This is a genomic window from Bacillus sp. BB081 (assembly GCF_008368895.1).
Lineage (GTDB): Bacteria > Bacillota > Bacilli > Bacillales > Bacillaceae_G > Bacillus_A > Bacillus_A wiedmannii.
Window position 1 is genome coordinate 83,497 of record NZ_QOZX01000018.1, and the last position, 18,850, is coordinate 102,346.

At 35.7% G+C, this 18,850-nt stretch carries 19 protein-coding genes and 1 riboswitch; of the genes, 13 read left to right on the top strand and 6 right to left on the bottom strand.

What is annotated here, in order from left to right; all coding sequences use genetic code 11:
* The first annotated feature begins 98 nt into the window (after window positions 1-98).
* Window positions 99-1,157, top strand: coding sequence for a GGDEF domain-containing protein (locus DN394_RS10245; RefSeq protein ID WP_060487934.1), 1,059 nt, complete (start codon window positions 99-101; stop codon window positions 1,155-1,157).
* Window positions 1,158-1,242: 85 nt separating this feature from the next.
* On the opposite strand, the gene pdxK is transcribed toward DN394_RS10245, so the two are convergent.
* Window positions 1,243-2,067: a pyridoxine/pyridoxal/pyridoxamine kinase gene (pdxK, locus tag DN394_RS10250; protein WP_000174240.1), complete on the bottom strand. Its 825-nt coding sequence runs from the start codon at window positions 2,065-2,067 to the stop codon at window positions 1,243-1,245.
* Between the two features lie 134 nt (window positions 2,068-2,201).
* On the opposite strand from pdxK, the gene DN394_RS10255 reads away from it, so the two are divergent.
* The 3 genes from DN394_RS10255 to DN394_RS10270 all read left to right on the top strand — a co-directional run bounded on the left by DN394_RS10255 (window position 2,202) and on the right by DN394_RS10270 (window position 5,258).
* On the top strand, window positions 2,202-3,773 hold the full coding sequence (locus DN394_RS10255) for a GAF domain-containing sensor histidine kinase (RefSeq protein ID WP_046955478.1): 1,572 nt from the start codon (window positions 2,202-2,204) through the stop codon (window positions 3,771-3,773).
* Between the two features lie 20 nt (window positions 3,774-3,793).
* Window positions 3,794-4,441 carry a response regulator gene (locus DN394_RS10260; RefSeq protein WP_000695802.1) on the top strand — a complete coding sequence of 216 codons (648 nt, stop codon included), beginning with the start codon at window positions 3,794-3,796 and terminating at the stop codon, window positions 4,439-4,441.
* Window positions 4,442-4,631: 190 nt separating this feature from the next.
* Window positions 4,632-5,258: an FMN-dependent NADH-azoreductase gene (locus DN394_RS10270; RefSeq protein ID WP_000246726.1), complete on the top strand. Its 627-nt coding sequence runs from the start codon at window positions 4,632-4,634 to the stop codon at window positions 5,256-5,258.
* Between the two features lie 63 nt (window positions 5,259-5,321).
* Here the strand turns inward: DN394_RS10270 and DN394_RS10275 are convergent, their stop codons facing one another.
* Window positions 5,322-5,993, bottom strand: coding sequence for a transcriptional regulator YeiL (locus tag DN394_RS10275; protein ID WP_046958586.1), 672 nt, complete (start codon window positions 5,991-5,993; stop codon window positions 5,322-5,324).
* Window positions 5,994-6,099: 106 nt separating this feature from the next.
* Here DN394_RS10275 and DN394_RS10280 point away from each other — a divergent pair, with 106 nt between their 5' ends.
* Window positions 6,100-6,795 carry a YjjG family noncanonical pyrimidine nucleotidase gene (locus tag DN394_RS10280; RefSeq protein WP_000760167.1) on the top strand — a complete coding sequence of 232 codons (696 nt, stop codon included), beginning with the start codon at window positions 6,100-6,102 and terminating at the stop codon, window positions 6,793-6,795.
* 40 nt (window positions 6,796-6,835) lie between these two features.
* Here the strand turns inward: DN394_RS10280 and DN394_RS10285 are convergent, their stop codons facing one another.
* The gene (locus DN394_RS10285) at window positions 6,836-8,068 is read right to left on the bottom strand and encodes a chloride channel protein (RefSeq protein ID WP_149293770.1); all 1,233 of its coding nucleotides are present in this window, start codon (window positions 8,066-8,068) and stop codon (window positions 6,836-6,838) included.
* Window positions 8,069-8,382: 314 nt separating this feature from the next.
* Window positions 8,383-8,487, top strand: a riboswitch (SAM riboswitch).
* Between the two features lie 93 nt (window positions 8,488-8,580).
* On the opposite strand from DN394_RS10285, the gene DN394_RS10290 reads away from it, so the two are divergent.
* From DN394_RS10290 to DN394_RS10300, 3 genes are all read left to right on the top strand, one after another.
* Window positions 8,581-9,879, top strand: a complete 1,299-nt coding sequence (locus DN394_RS10290; protein ID WP_000504750.1) for a bifunctional O-acetylhomoserine aminocarboxypropyltransferase/cysteine synthase — start codon at window positions 8,581-8,583, stop codon at window positions 9,877-9,879.
* Entirely contained in the window at window positions 9,863-10,768 is a 906-nt protein-coding gene (gene metA / locus DN394_RS10295) for a homoserine O-acetyltransferase MetA (protein WP_046958583.1), read from the top strand. The genes DN394_RS10290 and metA overlap by 17 nt, the downstream gene beginning before the upstream one ends.
* 141 nt (window positions 10,769-10,909) lie before the next feature.
* Window positions 10,910-12,205 (top strand): homoserine dehydrogenase, encoded by a 1,296-nt coding sequence (locus tag DN394_RS10300; protein ID WP_046958582.1) that lies wholly within the window; start codon window positions 10,910-10,912, stop codon window positions 12,203-12,205.
* Window positions 12,206-12,235: 30 nt separating this feature from the next.
* Here DN394_RS10300 and DN394_RS10305 read toward each other — a convergent pair whose 3' ends face one another.
* Window positions 12,236-12,862, bottom strand: coding sequence for a YczE/YyaS/YitT family protein (locus tag DN394_RS10305; protein WP_046958581.1), 627 nt, complete (start codon window positions 12,860-12,862; stop codon window positions 12,236-12,238).
* 97 nt (window positions 12,863-12,959) lie between these two features.
* Between DN394_RS10305 and DN394_RS10310 the strand changes: the two genes are divergently transcribed.
* From DN394_RS10310 to DN394_RS10330, 5 genes are read left to right on the top strand one after another with little or no spacing between them, the layout of a single operon-like run.
* Window positions 12,960-13,937: a LacI family DNA-binding transcriptional regulator gene (locus DN394_RS10310; protein ID WP_046958580.1), complete on the top strand. Its 978-nt coding sequence runs from the start codon at window positions 12,960-12,962 to the stop codon at window positions 13,935-13,937.
* A gap of 10 nt (window positions 13,938-13,947) precedes the next feature.
* Window positions 13,948-14,829, top strand: coding sequence for an SGNH/GDSL hydrolase family protein (locus DN394_RS10315; protein WP_141545440.1), 882 nt, complete (start codon window positions 13,948-13,950; stop codon window positions 14,827-14,829).
* Window positions 14,826-15,743 carry an ABC transporter ATP-binding protein gene (locus tag DN394_RS10320; protein WP_087983391.1) on the top strand — a complete coding sequence of 306 codons (918 nt, stop codon included), beginning with the start codon at window positions 14,826-14,828 and terminating at the stop codon, window positions 15,741-15,743. Before DN394_RS10315 ends, DN394_RS10320 begins: the two co-directional genes overlap by 4 nt.
* Window positions 15,736-16,728, top strand: a complete 993-nt coding sequence (locus DN394_RS10325) for an ABC transporter permease (protein WP_098705218.1) — start codon at window positions 15,736-15,738, stop codon at window positions 16,726-16,728. The genes DN394_RS10320 and DN394_RS10325 overlap by 8 nt, the downstream gene beginning before the upstream one ends.
* Before the next feature lie 19 nt (window positions 16,729-16,747).
* Window positions 16,748-17,425, top strand: coding sequence for a uracil-DNA glycosylase (locus DN394_RS10330; RefSeq protein ID WP_098705217.1), 678 nt, complete (start codon window positions 16,748-16,750; stop codon window positions 17,423-17,425).
* Between the two features lie 41 nt (window positions 17,426-17,466).
* On the opposite strand, the gene DN394_RS10335 is transcribed toward DN394_RS10330, so the two are convergent.
* Window positions 17,467-17,760 carry a DUF3817 domain-containing protein gene (locus DN394_RS10335; protein WP_000953389.1) on the bottom strand — a complete coding sequence of 98 codons (294 nt, stop codon included), beginning with the start codon at window positions 17,758-17,760 and terminating at the stop codon, window positions 17,467-17,469.
* A gap of 209 nt (window positions 17,761-17,969) precedes the next feature.
* Window positions 17,970-18,791 carry a Cof-type HAD-IIB family hydrolase gene (locus DN394_RS10340; RefSeq protein WP_098705216.1) on the bottom strand — a complete coding sequence of 274 codons (822 nt, stop codon included), beginning with the start codon at window positions 18,789-18,791 and terminating at the stop codon, window positions 17,970-17,972.
* Between the last annotated feature and the right edge of the window lie 59 nt (window positions 18,792-18,850).

The following is an 18,850-nucleotide window of genomic DNA, read 5'->3' on the forward strand; positions in this document are numbered from 1 at the left end:
GAACAGCAAAAAATAAATAAAAATCTTTGGGAATTATAGGTATTTCGTATACAATAAAATAAGGAAAGGGATAGATAGAAAAGTAGGGAGATTATTTTATGTTAAGGGACTTATTTGTAAACACAACAATTATTCTTTCCTTTATTTTTATTGGAGGTCAGCTTTTAAGAGACAAGCCATTAAAAGAAGGGTTCTCTTTTTGGCAGAAATGTGTAGTAGGTGTTTTTACTGGAATATTAGGTATATTACTAATGTATTTCGGTGTTCATGTTGGTACTATCCTATTGGATTTACGCTACTTAGCCGTCATTCTAGCCGTTATAATTGGAGGACCAATAGCGAGTACTATAGCTGTTAGTATGATTTTAGTAACTAGATTATTATTTATGGATTATTCATTAGCTTCTCAAGTAGCTTTTTATACAATCATTGCGATAGGGATAGGTAGTATCTTTATTTCGCGTATGAAGCTTTCTTTAGCAGAAAAGTGGGCATGGTTACATACATATATTTTATCTATTCTAATCCCAGCGCTATATATATGGTTAATTAAAGACATCCACATAGTGGGATTATATTTATTTTCTAGTATTGTTACAGGATATATCACATTTTTTAGTGCAAATTACGTATTGCAATCTAATGAGTTATTTCAAACGATGAAGCAATACGCAACGGTAGATGCATTAACAGGTCTAGGAAACGTAAGGCAATTTGATTTAGAGATGAATCGTCATATTAGTAATAAACGTATGAAAAATGATTCACTTTGTTTACTACTTATCGATATTGATCACTTTAAGCATGTAAATGATACGTATGGACATCCTGCAGGAGACGAAGTATTAAAACAAGTAGGGCGTATTTTAAGAGAAATTTCAACATTTCCGGATTTGACTTTTCGAAAGGGTGGAGAGGAATTTGCACTTTTGATACCGAAGAGGGAAATAGCTTATGGAATTTGTATGGGGGAGCAAATTCGTACAGCTGTTGAAAAACATTCATTTCAATTGTTAGATGGAACAAAAATAAAAATTACGGTTTCAGTAGGGATTTCAGAGTTTGAGTCATCACCAAATCAATTTATTCAAGCAGCTGATGATGCATTATATTACTCTAAAAGAAATGGAAGAAATCAGGTCAGTTCTGCATCTTAAAGGTAAGATGACCAGAAGATGTAAAGCCCCATAAAAATACCCACAGAGGCAATGTAAGAACTCTGTGGGTATTTTTATTCATATGTTAGACAAGTTCTTTTGATACAACGAATTTACGATATGCACCGTGATGTGTTGGGCCCACGTATTCGTTAATTTTGAATGAATAGCGGATAGCCGCTGTGATAAATTCTTTAGCAGTTTTTACTGCTTCTTTTACGGATTTTCCTTTTGCAAGTTCTGCTGTGATAGCAGCAGAATATGTACAACCTGCGCCGTGTGTATTTGTCGTATCAATTTTTTCTGATTCTAGAAGATCGAATGTTTCTCCATCATATAGGACGTCGATTGCAGTTTCCGTACCAAGCTTGCTTCCGCCTTTAATTAGGACATATTTCGCACCTAAAGCATGGATTTTCTTCGCTGCTTCTTTCATGTCCTCAAGAGAATTAATTTTCACACCGCTTAATTGGTAAGCTTCAAATAAGTTTGGCGTTACAACTAATGCTTTTGGCACAAGAACGTCACGTAAGCAGTCATTTGTTTCAGGATGTAATGCTTCATCAGCACCTTTACATACCATAACAGGGTCAACTACTACATTTTTGAAATTATGTTTTTCGATTGTTTCAGCAACCATTTCAATAATTTCTACTGATCCAAGCATACCTGTTTTTAAAGCATCTACTCCAACACCGTCAATTGTCGTTTCTAATTGTGGTTTTAATGTAGAAGCTGGGATTGGGAATACGTTATGTGCCCAACCGTTATGTGGATCCATCGTTACGATTGTCGTAAGAGATGTCATTCCGTATACGCCAAGTTCTTGGAATGTTTTTAAATCTGCTTGTATACCAGCACCGCCACTTGTATCAGAACCAGCGATAGTAAGTGCTTTATTTAATGTCATTATGAAAGCCCCCTCAAGTGATATAATGAAAACTATGTTTTCACCATTATATCAATGTTACGAATAAGTACAAAGTGAAAAGTAGATGATTTATTTTAGGAGCTATTTAAAATTTTGCGTGTAGGAGACTGATTATGTTTCGAGATAATCGCACAAATGAATTAGTTATATTAAAAGAAATTGCAGAAACACTAAATACATCAAATGATACATACCATGTATTGCAAGCGGTGCTAGAAAAATTGCTTAGTGTAACAGGTTTAACGACAGGATGGATTTTTCTTGCGGATGAAAATGGGAAGTATACGAAGTTGATTGATTACCAGTTGCCAGAGGCACTTACATATGAAAATAAACGTCCGATGTGTGAAGGGGAATGTTGGTGTTTACGTGGCTTTGTGGATGGGAAATTGGAGAGAGCCGTTAATATTATTGAATGTAAAAGAATTAATAATGCAATTGAATATAATTGGGGAGATACAGAAGGCATTCTTCATCATGCTACGGTTCCTTTAAAGGCTGGAGGAGAAAAGTTTGGTGTGTTAAATGTAGCAAGTCCTGGTAAAACGCATTTTTCGGAAGAAGAATTAGTATTACTTCAATCGGTTGCTTTCCAAATTGGGACGGCCTTAAAGCGAACAAAATTATATGAAAATGAAAAGCGAAGAGCACATTATTATGTGAAATTGGAACGTTTTATTCAAGATTTAAAAACGATTCATAAATTTAATGTATTACCTGAAAAAGTGGTAAATCATATAGGTGAAGTATTTCAATGGAATCAAGTGGCTTTTTTTATTAGGGAAGAAAAGGAATTATCTTTGCGAGCGTCCTATAGTCAGGAAGAGTTACAAGAGGATGTAAAAGAAGCGGCAAAGAAGGCGTTAGAACAAGATGAGCCGGTGCTACTAAAACATCAAATTGGGCATAGTGTACATCTAAATAGAGCTGTTATTGCTACACCAATACATATTCAAAATCATATATTTGGTGTTTTATGTGTTAGTTTGAATAATGGAGAATTTGATGTTAACACAATAGATGTAATCCAAGCGCTATCGAATCATGTCTCGTTAATAATCGAGAATTTAAGATTAAATGAGCAGCGCCGTGAACTTGTACGAATGGAAGAAAGGAATCGGTTGGCAAGAGATTTACATGACTCCGTCTCACAAAAGCTATTTTCGTTAACCTTTATGACAAAAGGCGCTGAGGCAGTTTTAAAAGGTCAAAATGAAAAGGTAGATCAATCTTTGCATGAGATGCGTGAATTAGCACAAGGAGCTTTAAAAGAAATGAGGACATTAATTTGGCAGCTTCGTCCGGCAGGATTAGAGAAAGGGTTATTACCTGCTCTAAAGCAGTACGGTGAAAACTTAGGATTGAAGATTAGGGAGCAAGTTACTGGTGTTCGTGACTTACCTCGTGTAGTAGAAGAAGCACTGTGGCGCATTGGACAAGAGGCGCTAAACAATGTGAGTAAGCATGCAGGTGTAAAGGAAGCGACGATTTATTTTAAAGTAACTGAGAACAATGTATCATTAGAAATAGTGGATCAAGGTAATGGGTTTATAGAAAAGGACATAAAAGAGAAGAAGTCACTTGGCATGACAACGATGCGCGAAAGAGTAGAACTAATTGGTGGAACAATTAAAATTGTAAGTGAAAAAAAACGAACAAGTATAAAAATAAATGTACCATTATGATGTGAAAATGAGGGAAGTTTGTGAAAATAAAAGTATTATTAGTTGATGATCATACAGTCGTTTTAAAAGGATTAGCATTTTTCTTAAGTACACAGGAAGATTTAGAGTTAGTTGGAGAGGCAAATAACGGGAAAGAAGCATTAGTGAAAGTAGGAGAAACAAATCCTGATGTTGTACTAATGGATTTATATATGCCCGAGATGGATGGCGTTGAGGCGACAGCGTGTATCAAAAAAGAATATCCTGATGTGAAAGTAATTGTATTAACAAGCTTTTCTGATCAGGCGCATGTTTTACCAGCGTTAAGGGCGGGGGCAAGTGGGTATATTTTAAAAGATGTAGAACCGGATCAACTTGTTGAAGCTATTCGAAGCGCATATAAAGGTAATATTCAATTACATCCAGATATAGCAAATACTCTTCTCTCTCAAACATTACCTGTGGAAGAAAAGGAAGAAGAACCTTCTATTCAAGTGGATGTGCTAACGGCGAGAGAAAATGAAGTGTTGCAGCTATTAGCGAAAGGGATGAGTAATAAAGAGATCGCTTCTGTTTTAGTTATTACAGAAAAAACGGTAAAAGCTCATGTAAGTAGTATTTTGAGTAAGTTGAATTTATCTGATCGCACGCAAGCAGCATTATATGCAGTGAAAAATGGAATTGTATAAGACAAAAGTCGTAAGACCTAGTTCGCCTTTAGAAGGTGGACTTTTTTTATGGAAAAATACGTCTATGTGAGGACGAAATTGTCTTGATATAAAGATAAAATATGTTTGTAAGCAACAAAACAACAATTACAAGGGATACCTTTTTTGAAAGCATATAACAACAGAAGAGTGAGTACTAGGAGGAAAAACAATGGCAACAGTTTTATTTGTAAAAGCAAACAACCGCCCAGCGGAACAAGCAGTTAGTGTGAAATTATACGAGGCATTTTTAGCAAACTATAAAGAAGCACATCCAAATGATACAGTAGTAGAACTTGATTTATATAAAGAAGAATTACCATATGTAGGCGTAGATATGATTAATGGTACGTTTAAAGCAGGTAAAGGATTTGATTTAACTGAAGAGGAAGCAAAAGCAGTAGCAGTTGCTGATAAGTATTTAAATCAATTTTTAGAAGCTGATAAAGTCGTTTTCGGTTTCCCATTATGGAACTTAACGATTCCAGCAGTACTACACACATATATTGATTATTTAAACCGAGCTGGCAAAACGTTTAAATATACGCCAGAAGGTCCAGTTGGTCTAATTGGAGATAAGAAGATTGCATTATTAAATGCGCGCGGCGGCGTATATTCTGAAGGTCCAGCAGCTGAAGTAGAAATGGCTGTTAAATATGTAGCAAGCATGATGGGCTTCTTCGGTGCAACAAATATGGAAACAGTAGTTATTGAAGGACATAACCAATTCCCAGATAAAGCAGAAGAGATTATTACAGCTGGTCTTGAAGAAGCAGCTAAAGTAGCAAGCAAATTTTAATTGAAAATAGAATCGTCACTCGAAAAAAGTAGCATTAACAGGTAAACGTTAATGCTACTTTTTTTATATTTTAAGTTCATCAGCCAGTTTTTCTAATTGAATTCGATCTTGTATGTAATAGGTTCTTCCGTCTTTTTTTAAGTAATTTTGCTGGCAAAACTGGTTTAATACGTATAAAAGATGGCGGTAGCTGACATTTAAGTATTCCGAAGCCTCGGTATGTTTTTCTGTATAACTGTTATTTTGTTCTGTTAATAGAATAAAAGCCGCTAATCGATTTTCGAACGGATAACTATTGTTTTTGGCGTAACTTTCTGTTCGGCTAATTGTTTTTTCGCCGATAAATTTACATAGTTTCTGTAGAAAGGTAGCATCTTGCAATAAAAGATGCTGACAATCTTTAAGAGGAAGCGCTAAGCACATACAATCTTCAATCACTTCCACCGTTTTCGTAACGGATTCTACGCCAATTAACCCTAATTCTCCAATGAACGAAGGTGCTTGAATAAAGTTAATTAAGGAGACCTTCCCGTTTTTGTGACTCATATATATTTTCGCTTTTCCGGAAATTAAGTAATAAAGATAGGGGACATCAACACCTTCATTACATATCCTTTCTCTCTTTTGAAAGGAATGTAGTTCAGCATACGGTAAGACATCAAAAGAAAAAAGAGTATGGAAGTTGTAAGTTTGCATGTAATGAGAGATTTCTTCGCTATTTTTGCTGACTTTCATATTTTCACCTCATGTTTAGTATGAGATATCTCCTATTATTTTTACAAGAAGGAATGATACGATTTACGTAAATTTGTTTTTGTAGAAAAGAGAGTGTGAAGGGCTTATGAAAAAATATAAAACATTGCTATTTGATGTAGATGATACATTGTTAGATTTTCAGAAGGCGGAGAAAATGGCGTTACGCATGCTTTTTGAAGAGAAAGGGATCCATCTAACTAGCGAGGTTGAAAGGCGGTATAAAAAAATTAATAAAAGCCTTTGGGATGCTTTTGAAGAAGGTGAAATAAACCGTGATGAAGTCGTAAGTACACGGTTTTCGATTTTGTTTAAAGAATACGGGGAAGAAGTAGACGGGATATTATTCGAAAATAATTATCGTAGCTACTTAGAAGAAGGAGACCAACTTATGCAAGGTGCGTTTGAATTTATAAATCAAATTCAAAGTGAGTACGATTTATATATAGTGACAAACGGTATTTCTAAGACGCAAGATAAACGTTTACGTAATGCAGGATTACATGCCTTGTTTAAAGATATTTTCGTTTCTGAAGATACGGGATTCCAAAAGCCGATGAAAGAATATTTTGATTATGTTTTTGAACGAATTCCTAATTTTTCCTTTGAAGAAGGACTCATTATTGGGGATTCGTTAAGTGCTGATATTAAAGGTGGATATGTAGCGGGAATTGATACTTGTTGGTTTAATCCAGAAAAGAAATCAAATAATAGCGAGATTGTGCCAACATATGAAGTGCAAAATTTTGAAGAGTTATATGCGTTATTGAAGCAACGTGTGTAATAAAAATAGGCAGTGGAACTTTTGTCCCTACTGCCTATTTTTATTCGTTTGTAGCTTCGTTGTTTTTAGGAAGTGGAAATGCATTACCAATCGCTGCCGCTCCAAGCATCGGTAATAGTAAATTGAGCGGGAAAAACATGAGTAATAGTAATGTTATAGCAATTGGTTTTCTTAATGCATAGCTTGAAATTGCTGTCGTGACGATGGCTACCGAAGCGATTGGATCTATCGGGATAATGGAAGCTATAGCATATCCGATACTAGATCCAGCAAATATAATTGGGAAAATATGTCCACCGCGCCAACCTGTATTTAAACAAACGGCAGTAATACATAATTTTAAAACACCTGAAAGAAGTAATACCCAGAAGGATAAATGACTCCATTCAACGACTAAATCTTTTAATTGGTGTTCTCCTGAGAATAATGTGTACGGGAGAACAGTTCCTGTAATTCCTAATAAAATACCACCGATAATACCAAGTGATAGTTTGTATTCCCTGAAGGGATGGATTAACTTCTCTAATGTGAATTCAAATTTGAAATAAAAGAAACCAACTATAGCACCAATACTAGCAAGTGGTAGAAAGGCGATCCATTCATTAAGAGAAAGGGAACCTTCCCCAAAATCAACGATAAAGGATCCGCGATTATCGAATTTACTAAGTAATAAATAAACAGAAAAGCCAGCGAAAGTGGTAGCTAAATATACAATTGCTTTTTTTCCTTTAGAAAATTCGTTAATTTGCTCACCCTCATTTTCATTTGGCGCTAAATAACCGAATAATGGCGCGTTAAAAATTACACTTAAAGTAGCACCAATTCCAACCTCTGTTAGTTCATTCATTCCTTTTAAGGCGAATGTAAAGCGATCCCCTACCCATGTACAAAGTCCACCGATAATTCCAACAAGTGCTGCTTCGGGACCTAAGCTAGCTCCAAATATTAAAACGATAATCGCAGTTAAAGTAGCTTTATGTACAAAAAGGTATTCAATTCTACCTGTTTTTTTATATTCACTCATCACTTCCGGCATAAGACGTGGATATGTGCCGAAGTATTTTTGGGTTAAACCAACGAGAATACCACCGATAGTTGTTACACAAATAGTGTAATACGGGGGAGAAGAGAAAATAGTAGGTAAGTATCCCCAAATAAAGTGAATGCCGATATTTATTGTAACTAAAAATAGCCAGACTGTAGCTCCTACTATAGAGCCTAAAAGAATGCCGTATAGGATGAGTATATAGTGCATGTCCTTTGTGTTTGTCATGTTATACCTCCGTTATGTAAGTTTTAATGTCAAAAGGATTAAATATGCTACTGTGAAATGAATATGTATAGTATCTTTTTGAGAGGTGGGCTTATTCAATATATTGAGGTCTCGTGAGAATTTGAAATGTATACAGTTAAACTACTTACTTAATTTTATATAGTAATCGTGGGTTTTAAAAGGTCTTTTTCAAATGGATATGGAATATATTTCTTTTGTTATGCATGTCAAATTATTTGTATTTAATTTAGAACATTCAGAAAAACTGATTGACATTAGGAAATTATTGCTATAAAATCAACGGTAATTGCATAGTCTTATCAAGAAAAGGTGGAGGGACAGGCCCGATGAAACCTTGGCAACAGCCGTATAACGGAATTGTGCCAAATCCTGCAGGTAATAATCCTGAAAGATAAGAAAGAGCCTTTAGAGCGTGTTTTCAAACTGCTCCTTTCTTGTTTTCAGGAAAGGAGCAGTTTTTTTATTTTGTATAAAAGAAAGGAGAATGAGAGATGGGAGAATCATGGGGAAAAGGAACAATTTGTGTGCAAGGTGGCTATACACCAAAGAATGGTGAACCGCGTGTTTTACCACTTTATCAAAGTACAACGTATAAATACGATACTTCAGATGATTTAGCAGCGCTATTTAATTTAGAGGCAGAAGGATATATATATACGCGTATTGGAAACCCTACTTTAGCTGCATTTGAGCAAAAGTTAGCGGATTTAGAGGGTGGTGTAGGAGCTGTTGCAACGGCTTCTGGGCAGGCTGCTATTATGCTTGCTGTTTTAAATATTTGTAGTAGCGGAGACCACTTGCTTTGTTCTTCCACAGTTTATGGCGGAACGTTTAATTTATTTGGAGTGAGTTTGCGTAAGCTTGGTATTGACGTTACGTTCTTTAATCCGAATTTAAGTGCTGATGAAATTGTGGCCCTTGCTAATGATAAGACGAAACTTGTTTATGCAGAGTCGTTAGGAAATCCAGCGATGAACGTTTTAAATTTCAAAGAATTTTCAGATGCAGCGAAAGAGTTAGAAGTACCTTTTATCGTGGATAATACATTAGCAACTCCTTATTTATGCCAAGCATTTGAGCACGGAGCAAATATTATCGTTCATTCTACGACGAAATATATTGATGGTCATGCAAGCTCTTTAGGCGGTATTGTCATTGACGGAGGGAACTTCGATTGGACAAATGGGAAATATCCTGAACTTGTTGAACCGGATCCAAGTTATCACGGCGTAAGTTACGTTCAAAATTTTGGTGCAGCAGCTTATATTGTGAAGGCGCGTGTTCAATTATTAAGAGACTACGGAAACTGTATGAGCCCATTCAATGCGTATATTAGCAATATCGGCTTAGAAACGCTGCATTTAAGAATGGAGCGTCATAGTGAAAATGCTCTCGCAGTTGCTAAGTGGCTTGCTAACCATGAACGTATTGAATGGGTGAATTATCCGGGATTAGATAGTAATGAAAATTACTCGTTAGCACAAACGTATTTGAAAAAAGGTGCTAGTGGTGTTTTAACATTCGGCATTAAGGGCGGATTAGAAGCAGCGAAAGAATTTATCGCAAATGTAAAACTAGCAACTCTCGTAACGCATGTAGCGGATGCACGAACTTGTGTTATACATCCTGCTAGCACAACGCATAGACAATTAAGTGCTGAAGATCAGCGTCTAGCTGGCGTTACATCAGATTTAATTCGTTTATCGGTTGGTATAGAAGATGTTTCTGATATTATTGCAGATTTAGAAGCAGCGCTAGTCGGAGGCAAAGAACATGCCGATCATAATTGATAGAGATTTACCAGCTCGCAAAGTGTTGCAGAAGGAAAATATTTTTGTAATGACGAAGGAGCGAGCAGAAACACAAGATATCCGGGCATTGAAAATTGCTATCTTAAATTTAATGCCTACAAAGCAAGAAACAGAGGCGCAATTACTTCGTTTAATTGGCAACACACCGTTGCAATTAGATGTTCACTTACTTCATATGGAATCACATTTGTCTCGCAATGTAGCGCAGGACCATTTAACGAGTTTCTATAAAACATTTCGTGATATTGAGAATGAGAAATTTGATGGACTTATTATTACAGGAGCACCAGTTGAAACTCTTTCTTTTGAAGAGGTAGATTATTGGGAAGAGCTTAAACGTATTATGGAGTATTCAAAAAAGAATGTAACATCTACGCTTCATATTTGCTGGGGGGCACAGGCTGGCTTGTATCATCATTATGGTGTCCCAAAGTATCCTCTTAAGGAAAAAATGTTCGGTGTATTTGAACATGAAGTTCGTGAGCAACATGTGAAATTGTTACAAGGGTTTGATGAATTGTTTTTTGCCCCGCATTCTCGTCATACAGAAGTACGAGAGAGTGATATTAGAGAGGTGACAGACTTAACATTATTAGCAAATTCTGAGGAAGCGGGTGTTCACCTTGTCATTGGGCAAGAAGGAAGGCAAGTGTTTGCGCTCGGGCATAGTGAATATAGTTGTGATACGTTAAAGCAAGAATACGAACGGGACCGCCAAAAAGGGTTAAATATTGATGTGCCGAAAAATTATTTTAAGCATAATAATCCAGATGAGAAACCACTTGTAAGGTGGAGAAGCCATGGGAATCTATTATTCTCTAATTGGCTGAATTATTACGTGTATCAAGAAACCCCTTATGTATTATAAAAAAAGATTGTGTAACACGTGGCAACGTTTTCTTTGTAAAGATTAACTTATATTTTTCCGAATGTTCAAAAAACATTGTTTTTCAGATTTTTTACTCATATAATTTCATCTAAACACAATTTTTGAGGGGTGGACAGTATTATGAAAGAAATTCAAGTTGGTTTATTAGGTCTTGGGACAGTTGGGAGTGGTGTAGTTCGTATCATTACAGATCATCAAGAGCGACTTATCCACCAAGTAGGTTGTCCTGTAAAAGTAACGAAAGTACTAGTACAAAATATTGAAAAAGAGAGAGAGGTAGAGGTACCTTCTACTCTATTAACACAAGATGTAAATGAAATTTTAGATAATCCAAATATTGACGTTGTCATCGAAGTGATGGGTGGCATTGATGATGCAAAAGCATATATTTTGCAAGCTTTACAAAGTGGAAAGCATGTTGTAACTGCCAATAAAGATTTAATGGCGTTACATGGGGCGGAACTCTTAGCGGTAGCAAAAGATAATAAAGCAGATTTGTTTTATGAAGCAAGTGTAGCCGGAGGGATTCCGATTTTACGAAGTATCGTAGAAGGACTTTCTTCAGATCTTATTACGAAAGTAATGGGAATTGTAAATGGAACGACAAATTTTATTTTGACGAAAATGTCAGATGAAGGGAGAGCATATAACGACGTGTTAAAAGAAGCCCAACAACTTGGATTTGCAGAAGCAGATCCAACATCAGATGTGGAAGGTTTAGATGCAGCGAGAAAAATGACGATTTTGGCTACCCTTGGTTTTTCTACAAATGTAGAGCTTGGAGATGTGAAGGTAAAAGGGATTACTTCTATTACAGAAGAAGATATTGAATACAGTAAGAGTTTAGGATACACGATTAAATTAATCGGTCTTGCGAAGCGAGATGGTGAAAAATTAGAGGTGACAGTTGAACCGACACTACTTCCAAATACACATCCTCTTGCGGCCGTACAAAACGAATATAACGCTGTATATGTGTATGGTGAAGCGGTCGGAGAAACGATGTTTTATGGACCAGGTGCAGGAAGTTTACCGACAGCAACAGCTGTTGTTTCAGATTTAGTAGCTGTAATGCAAAATATTCGATTAGGTGTAAACGGAAATAGTGCGGTATCCCCGCAGTATAAAAAGGTATTAAAAGAGCCAGACGAAATTGTTGTGAAGAAATTTTTAAGACTTCATGTAAAAGATGAAATTGGTGTATTTGCAAAAATTACTTCATTATTCTCTGAGCGTGGCGTTAGCTTTGAAAAAATTATTCAAATGCCGCTTGAAGAGAAAGGGAAGGCTGAAATTGTAATTGTGACGCATCGTGCGTCTCTTGCTGATTATGATTATATTTTACATACGTTGCAAGGGTATGAAGAAATAGATTGTTTGAAAGCAAACTATCGAATTGAAGGGGATGCTAAGTAGTATCTCTTATCATAAAACAGAAAGAGCCTGTTAAGCAGCTTGCTTAATAGGCTCTTTTCTATTTAAAATCTTCGTACCAATTTGAATAAATGCTTGGATAATCCAGCCTGTTGTAAAGGATAAGATGATTGTTCCAAAATAGATAGGTCCATCTAATAGGAAGCTTAATGTTAAAAATAAAAACGCTAACGAAATTTCTGTTCTTCTAAATGTCCATTTCTTTTTCTCAGCAACGGTTAAAACGAAAGCTTCTTGAGGTGCTGCGCAAAGGTTTGTAGAGACGTAAAGACCAATCCCAGCTCCAACGAATAGATTTCCGCAAATAAGTGTTATATATTTTGGAAGAGAGCGGATAGCGTCCATAATAGTTGTAATGGAACCGAACCAGTCAACAAAAAGAGAAATAAGAACCATCGTTACGATTGTACCAATTGTTATTTGTCTTTTATTCCAAAAGAGTACGATAAAGGTAAAAGCTAAGTTAATCATGAAAATCCAAAAACCGATACTTATCCCAAAATTTTGATATAGTGCAATAAAGAAGGAATCATAAGGGCTAAGTCCAAAGGAAGTAATTGTCGTCATCATATTAATACCGATGGCGAGAATAAGTAGACCGCCAATGAAAAATATATATTCTAGTTTGAATCGAAGCATAGTTGTATATCCTTTCAAAATGTATTTGCTAGGAAAGGATATATTGTGGAAAGCTTACCAGGTCAAGGGAGAATTTTTGTGAGAAGGGGAAAGTGAGATGACGAATATAAGAAAGATTGCTGAACTTGCTGGGGTATCTGTTTCAACTGTTTCACGTGTACTGAATAATCATCCATATGTGAATGAACAGAAACGAAAAGACATTTTAGCAATTATAGAAGAATTAAATTATACGCAAAATGTGAATGCAATTCATTTAGTGAAAGGAAAAACGAATGTCATTGGTGTTTTATTACCGCACGTAAATGATCAATATTATAGCGCTATTATCGAGGGAATATCAAAGGAAACAGCAAAGAATAACTATAATATGATGCTTTGTCAGACGAATTATAGTGAGGAAAGAGAATTAGAAATTTTGAATATGTTAAAAATGAAAAAGCTTGATGGGGTTATTATATGTTCCCGAGCAAATAGTAAGGAAAAGCTTGAAGAATATACGAAATTTGGTCCAATTGTTATGTGTGAAGAAATAGACTCGAATTTCATTTCGAGTGTGCATATTGATTACTATAAAGTCTTTTCGCGCGGGATGAAGAGCTTAATAGATGCCGGCCATACAAGTATTGGGTATTGCATTGGAAGAAGTAATAGCATTAATAGTCAGCGAAGAAAACAAGCGTATGAGGATTCGCTTCAACAGATTGCTGTAACACCGATGGAGGCCTGGAAGTTTAAAGGCTGTTTTACAGTGGAAGATGGGCGTAATGTGATTAGGGAATGGGTCCATATGTCAGTAAAACCAACCGCGTTTCTTGTATCTTGCAACCATATTGCGGCGGGAATGGTAACGGAAGCGGAAAAACAAGGAATTCGTATTCCGGAAGATATTACGATTATCGGTTGTGATGATCAAGATGTGGCGGACATTTTAGGTATTACGACGATTTCGTATTGTAGTAAAAATGTTGGTGTGAAGGCATTTGAATTGTTATATGACAAGATTAATGATGAGAAAATCGATATAAAGCATGTAGAGCTATTGCCAGAATTAGTACATAGGGAAACAACATAATAGATAAGGTGTGAAAATCGCTTTTCAAAATTGCGTTTGGTATAATTATGGACAATCTATGAGGGCTAAAAGGGGTTTTGATATGAGATCAAAAGTAGTAAAAGTAATTCTACTCATTACAATTGCATCTTTCTGTTTATTTGCATATGGCTTTGTTTCAGGTGTAAATGATGTGTTAAATCCGAAAGCTTCAAATTTAATTAAAAAGACCGATGTAGTGGCAAAAGAGAAAAAGAAAACGGGAACGTTAAAAATCGTTAGTTTAGGTGATTCATTAACACGCGGTGTTGGTGATAAAGAAGGAATTGGCTATATTGGAAGGGTGAAAGAAGATTTACAAAAAGATTATAAGCAAAAGGTTGCTTTAACGAACTTAGCTGTTAGTGGTGCGAAAATGCCTGACTTATTAAAACAAATGGAGAGTAGTGGCGCTCAATATTCAATTAAGCAAGCAGATGTAATCGTTTTAACGATTGGAGGAAATGATTTATTTCCAGGTTGGGAATCGCTTGGAAAGGTAGATTTAGAAACATACCGTCCTGATACAGAAACATTCCAGAATGAAGCAAAGAAAATTATAGAAGAAATTCGTAAGTTAAATACAGATAGTCCTATTTTTTGGCTAGGTTTATATAATCCTTTTGAAGATGTAGAAGATTTAAAAGGTTCTTCAAACATTGTTGTAGACTGGAATGCATCTTTAGAAAAATTAGCGTTAAATGATAAAAATGTATATATTACACCGACATTTGATTTATTCCAAAACCGCGGGAAAGATTTATTATACTCCGATCATTTCCATCCGAATGAAGTAGGGTATACATATATGGCGGAACGATTAGTTCAAAATGTTGCGAGTAAATTAAAACTAGAACAAGGAGGGGTAAAATGACGACGATACTTTCCGTACGAGACGTGAAGAAGGTAATTGGAAAGAAGACAATTGTAGAGAATATTTCCTTCGATGTAAAACAAGGAGAAGTGTTTGGCTTCCTAGGACCGAATGGTGCCGGAAAAACAACTACTATTCGAATGTTAGTTGGATTGATTAAAGAAACAGAAGGTACGATTTCTATCGGTGGTTATTCTATTAAGGAAAATTTCAGAGAAGCGATGCGTCAAATTGGGAGTATCGTTGAAAACCCAGAACTGTATACATATTTAACGGGATGGGAAAATTTAAAGCAATTTGCCCGTATGCTAGGTGGTATATCAGATGAACGTATTATTGAAATTGCTCAAATGGTTCATTTAGATGAAAGAATTCACGATAAGGTAAAAACGTACTCACTCGGTATGAAACAGCGCCTTGGCATTGCGCAAGCGCTTCTTGGAAATCCAAAATTGCTCATATTAGATGAGCCAACAAATGGTTTAGATCCAGCTGGAATTAGGGAACTTAGGGAATTTATACATAAGCTTGTAAAAGAAGAAAACATGAGTGTGTTTATTTCAAGTCACTTGCTAAGTGAAGTACAAATGATATGCGATCGGGTTGCGATTATTCATAAAGGAAAAATGATAACAGTTGCCAAGGTTGAAGAGTTAATTAAAACAGCAAGTGATCGTGTAGAATGGATTGTTACACCGATTTTTAAAGCGAAAGATATGCTAGAAGATGCTGAGGAAGTAAGAGAAGTGAGTATAGAAGGCGATCGATTACTATGCCGCATGGATATTGCATCTATAAGCAGTTGGAATAAACATTTTGTTCAAAATGGGATAGATGTGCATAGCGTTAAGGAGCTCGTATTTACGCTAGAAGATTTATTTATTGAACTCACAAGGGGTGAGCAACATGCGTGAATTTGCGAATCTAGTTTTAAACGAATCAGAAAAGATTTATCGTAAGAAACGGATTGTTGTTGTCATGCTTATTTTAGCAATCTTGATCCCACTTTTCGTGTATGCGCAGTATCGTGAAGTAGAAACGACACAAAAAAGGCTCGGTACAACGGATTGGAAAGTTTCATTACAACAACAAATTGTTGATTCTCAAAACCGCTTGAACAACTCTAGATTACCAGAAGAATGGCGTGATTGGCTAAAGGTAAGAGTGGAGCAGCAACAATATTATTTAGATCATGATATTAACCCGATGGCACCGGGCGCACCCACTTTTGTAAGGGCGTTTATTGAGCAAGGAATTACATTGTTTATTCCGCTTCTCGTAATGATTGTCGCTATTGATATTGTTTCAGGAGAGCGAAGTGATGGAACGATGAAGATGCTACTTACACGGCCGATTCGGCGCTGGAAAATACTTCTTAGTAAGTACGTGACGATGTTATTTTTCATTTCATTCATACTGTTTCTTGTTGGTCTGTTTGCTTACGTATTATCAGGGCTTGTATTTGGATACTCAGGATGGAATTTACCTGTGTTAACAGGATTCGTCATTGATAAGGAAACGTTAAATACAAACTTTGTGCATCTTATTCCGCAGTGGCAATACATCTTAATGGCGTACGGATTAGCTTGGTTCGTTGCTATCGTTGTCGGAACTATATCATTTATGGTGTCTGTTTTAATTCGAAATACACCAGCTGGTATGGGCGTTATGTTAGCCGCATTAATCGCAGGTGGCATTTTAAGCTCGTTTGCAACATCTTGGGAGGGCGCGAAATATATTTTTAGTGTGAATTTATCATTAACAGATTATTTATCAGGAAAATTACCTGCATTACAAGGCTTATCGATGGGGTTCTCTTTAATGAATTTAACGGTTTGGGCAGTTGTATCCCTTATTATTTCATTTGTAGTATTTACAAAACAGGATATGGTGAATTAATTGAACAGGAAGTGAAAGTATGGAAAATGTTTTAAAAAATGATTGGGGACCATTATTGGCACCAGAATTTGAGAAAGAATATTATCGCAAGTTGGCTGATTTTTTGAAAGAAGAGTATAGTACACATGTTGTTTATCCGAAGGTAGAAGATATTTTTAACGCTCTTCAGTATACAAGTTATGAAAATACAAAGATTGTTATTTTAGGACAAGATCCATATCATGGACCGAATCAAGCGCATGGTTTAAGTTTTTCTGTACAACCTGGTGTTAAAACACCACCATCATTGTTAAATATGTATAAAGAACTTCGAGATGAATATGGTTATGAAATTCCGAATAACGGTTATTTAGTAAAGTGGGCAGAGCAAGGAGTATTACTACTAAATACAGTATTAACAGTTCGTCAAAGTGAAGCAAATTCTCATAAGGGAAAAGGATGGGAACACTTCACAGATCGTGTGATTGAACTGTTGAATGAACGTGAAAAGCCAGTTATTTTCATATTGTGGGGGCGCCATGCGCAGGCGAAGAAGAAGTTAATTACGAATCCGAATCATCATATTATCGAATCTGTACACCCAAGCCCATTATCGGCAAGACGTGGTTTCTTTGGTAGTAAGCCATACTCTAAAGTAAATACGATTTTAGCTAATATGGGCGAGAGAGAAATTGATTGGGAAATTCCAAATTTGTAAATAAAAAAGGTAGTTAACAGTCGTTAACTACCTTTTTATTATTATTGTTGTTCGTTCTTTAATTTTGCATCTAGTACAAAAGTACCGAATGGGATAACTGATGAAACAAATGCCCCAAGTGCCCATGCAATTGATTTGCGGTGTACGATTGTTACTTGAATTACCGCAAAGATAAATAGAATAAATAAAACACCATGAGCCATACCTGTAATTTTAACGGCTGTTGCAAATCCTGCAAAATATTTTAATGGCATTGCTACAAATAATAGTAATAGGAAAGAAATCCCCTCAATTAAGCCGATTGCTCTTAATCGTCCGATTGGTGTAGATAACATAAAGTAGCCTCCTTTAACGTATGCTTGTTTATAGTAAATTTGTATTCTTTTTCAAAATAAAATAGTCTATTTTGTTTCATTATATACAAAAAGAAAGTTTACACTACGAGAATAGTGCAAAGTTCAAAATATAGTCACAAAAACATGAGAATTTAAATAAAAACCTATTTGAAGTGTTTGACTTCAAATAGGTTTTATGGGTGAAAATATTAAACGAGCGCTTCTCTTTTTAATACAAATTTCTCTACAACTTTTGCAACACCATCGTTCATATTTGTATCTGTTACGTAGTTTGCAATTTCTTTAATATCATCTGGTGCATTGCCCATTGCAACACCAAGACCAGCGAATTCGATCATTGCCTGGTCGTTATAGCTATCGCCCATTGCGATAACTTCTTCACGCTTAATGCCTAGCTTTTGAATTAATTGGTTTAAGCTCGTTCCTTTTGTAACACCAGCTTCAGTAAATTCTAAGAAGAATGGTTTCGAACGCATAACGCTTAATTGACCTTCTAATTGTTTTTGTAGTTTCTTTTCTACTACAACAAGGCGTTCAGCTTCTTTATTCATTAATACTTTTACTACAGGCTCTTTAATAGCAGCTTTAAAGTCATCTACTACAACAATTGGCATACCAGTAATATCGCCCTCAATTTCAGTATAAGGATTATTTTCTTCCGTTACGATATCATCGCCAATGTAAGTATGAATCCATACATCTTCATTTTTACTAATTTTAAATAGGTTGTGAACGATTTCAGGAGATAGCGTACTACTAAAGATTTCTTCGTTTGTTTTACAGTTAATAATTTTTGCGCCATTAAAAGATAGAATGAAACTACCGTATTCTTCTAAACGAAGTTCTTTCGCTACATTGCGCATACCAAACGTTGGACGTCCAGAAGCAAGTACAACTTTTACACCTTGCTCTTGTGCAGTCATTAGAGCCTCTTTCGTACGAGGTGAAATGGTATGGTCGTCACGTAATAAAGTATCATCTAAGTCTAAAACAATCATTTTATAAGTCATATTGAAAATTCCTCTCTTTGTTGAAATAGAAATAAAGTTTTATGAAGATATTGGGGAAT

Coding starts and splice junctions, on each gene's coding strand:
- DN394_RS10245 (WP_060487934.1), top strand. CDS start 99: ATGTTAAGGGACTTATTTGTAAACACAACAATTATTCTTTCCTTTATT.
- pdxK (WP_000174240.1), bottom strand. CDS start 2,067: ATGACATTAAATAAAGCACTTACTATCGCTGGTTCTGATACAAGTGGC.
- DN394_RS10255 (WP_046955478.1), top strand. CDS start 2,202: ATGTTTCGAGATAATCGCACAAATGAATTAGTTATATTAAAAGAAATT.
- DN394_RS10270 (WP_000246726.1), top strand. CDS start 4,632: ATGGCAACAGTTTTATTTGTAAAAGCAAACAACCGCCCAGCGGAACAA.
- DN394_RS10275 (WP_046958586.1), bottom strand. CDS start 5,993: ATGAAAGTCAGCAAAAATAGCGAAGAAATCTCTCATTACATGCAAACT.
- DN394_RS10280 (WP_000760167.1), top strand. CDS start 6,100: ATGAAAAAATATAAAACATTGCTATTTGATGTAGATGATACATTGTTA.
- DN394_RS10285 (WP_149293770.1), bottom strand. CDS start 8,068: ATGACAAACACAAAGGACATGCACTATATACTCATCCTATACGGCATT.
- DN394_RS10290 (WP_000504750.1), top strand. CDS start 8,581: ATGGGAGAATCATGGGGAAAAGGAACAATTTGTGTGCAAGGTGGCTAT.
- metA (WP_046958583.1), top strand. CDS start 9,863: ATGCCGATCATAATTGATAGAGATTTACCAGCTCGCAAAGTGTTGCAG.
- DN394_RS10300 (WP_046958582.1), top strand. CDS start 10,910: ATGAAAGAAATTCAAGTTGGTTTATTAGGTCTTGGGACAGTTGGGAGT.
- DN394_RS10305 (WP_046958581.1), bottom strand. CDS start 12,862: ATGCTTCGATTCAAACTAGAATATATATTTTTCATTGGCGGTCTACTT.
- DN394_RS10310 (WP_046958580.1), top strand. CDS start 12,960: ATGACGAATATAAGAAAGATTGCTGAACTTGCTGGGGTATCTGTTTCA.
- DN394_RS10320 (WP_087983391.1), top strand. CDS start 14,826: ATGACGACGATACTTTCCGTACGAGACGTGAAGAAGGTAATTGGAAAG.
- DN394_RS10325 (WP_098705218.1), top strand. CDS start 15,736: ATGCGTGAATTTGCGAATCTAGTTTTAAACGAATCAGAAAAGATTTAT.
- DN394_RS10330 (WP_098705217.1), top strand. CDS start 16,748: ATGGAAAATGTTTTAAAAAATGATTGGGGACCATTATTGGCACCAGAA.
- DN394_RS10335 (WP_000953389.1), bottom strand. CDS start 17,760: ATGTTATCTACACCAATCGGACGATTAAGAGCAATCGGCTTAATTGAG.
- DN394_RS10340 (WP_098705216.1), bottom strand. CDS start 18,791: ATGACTTATAAAATGATTGTTTTAGACTTAGATGATACTTTATTACGT.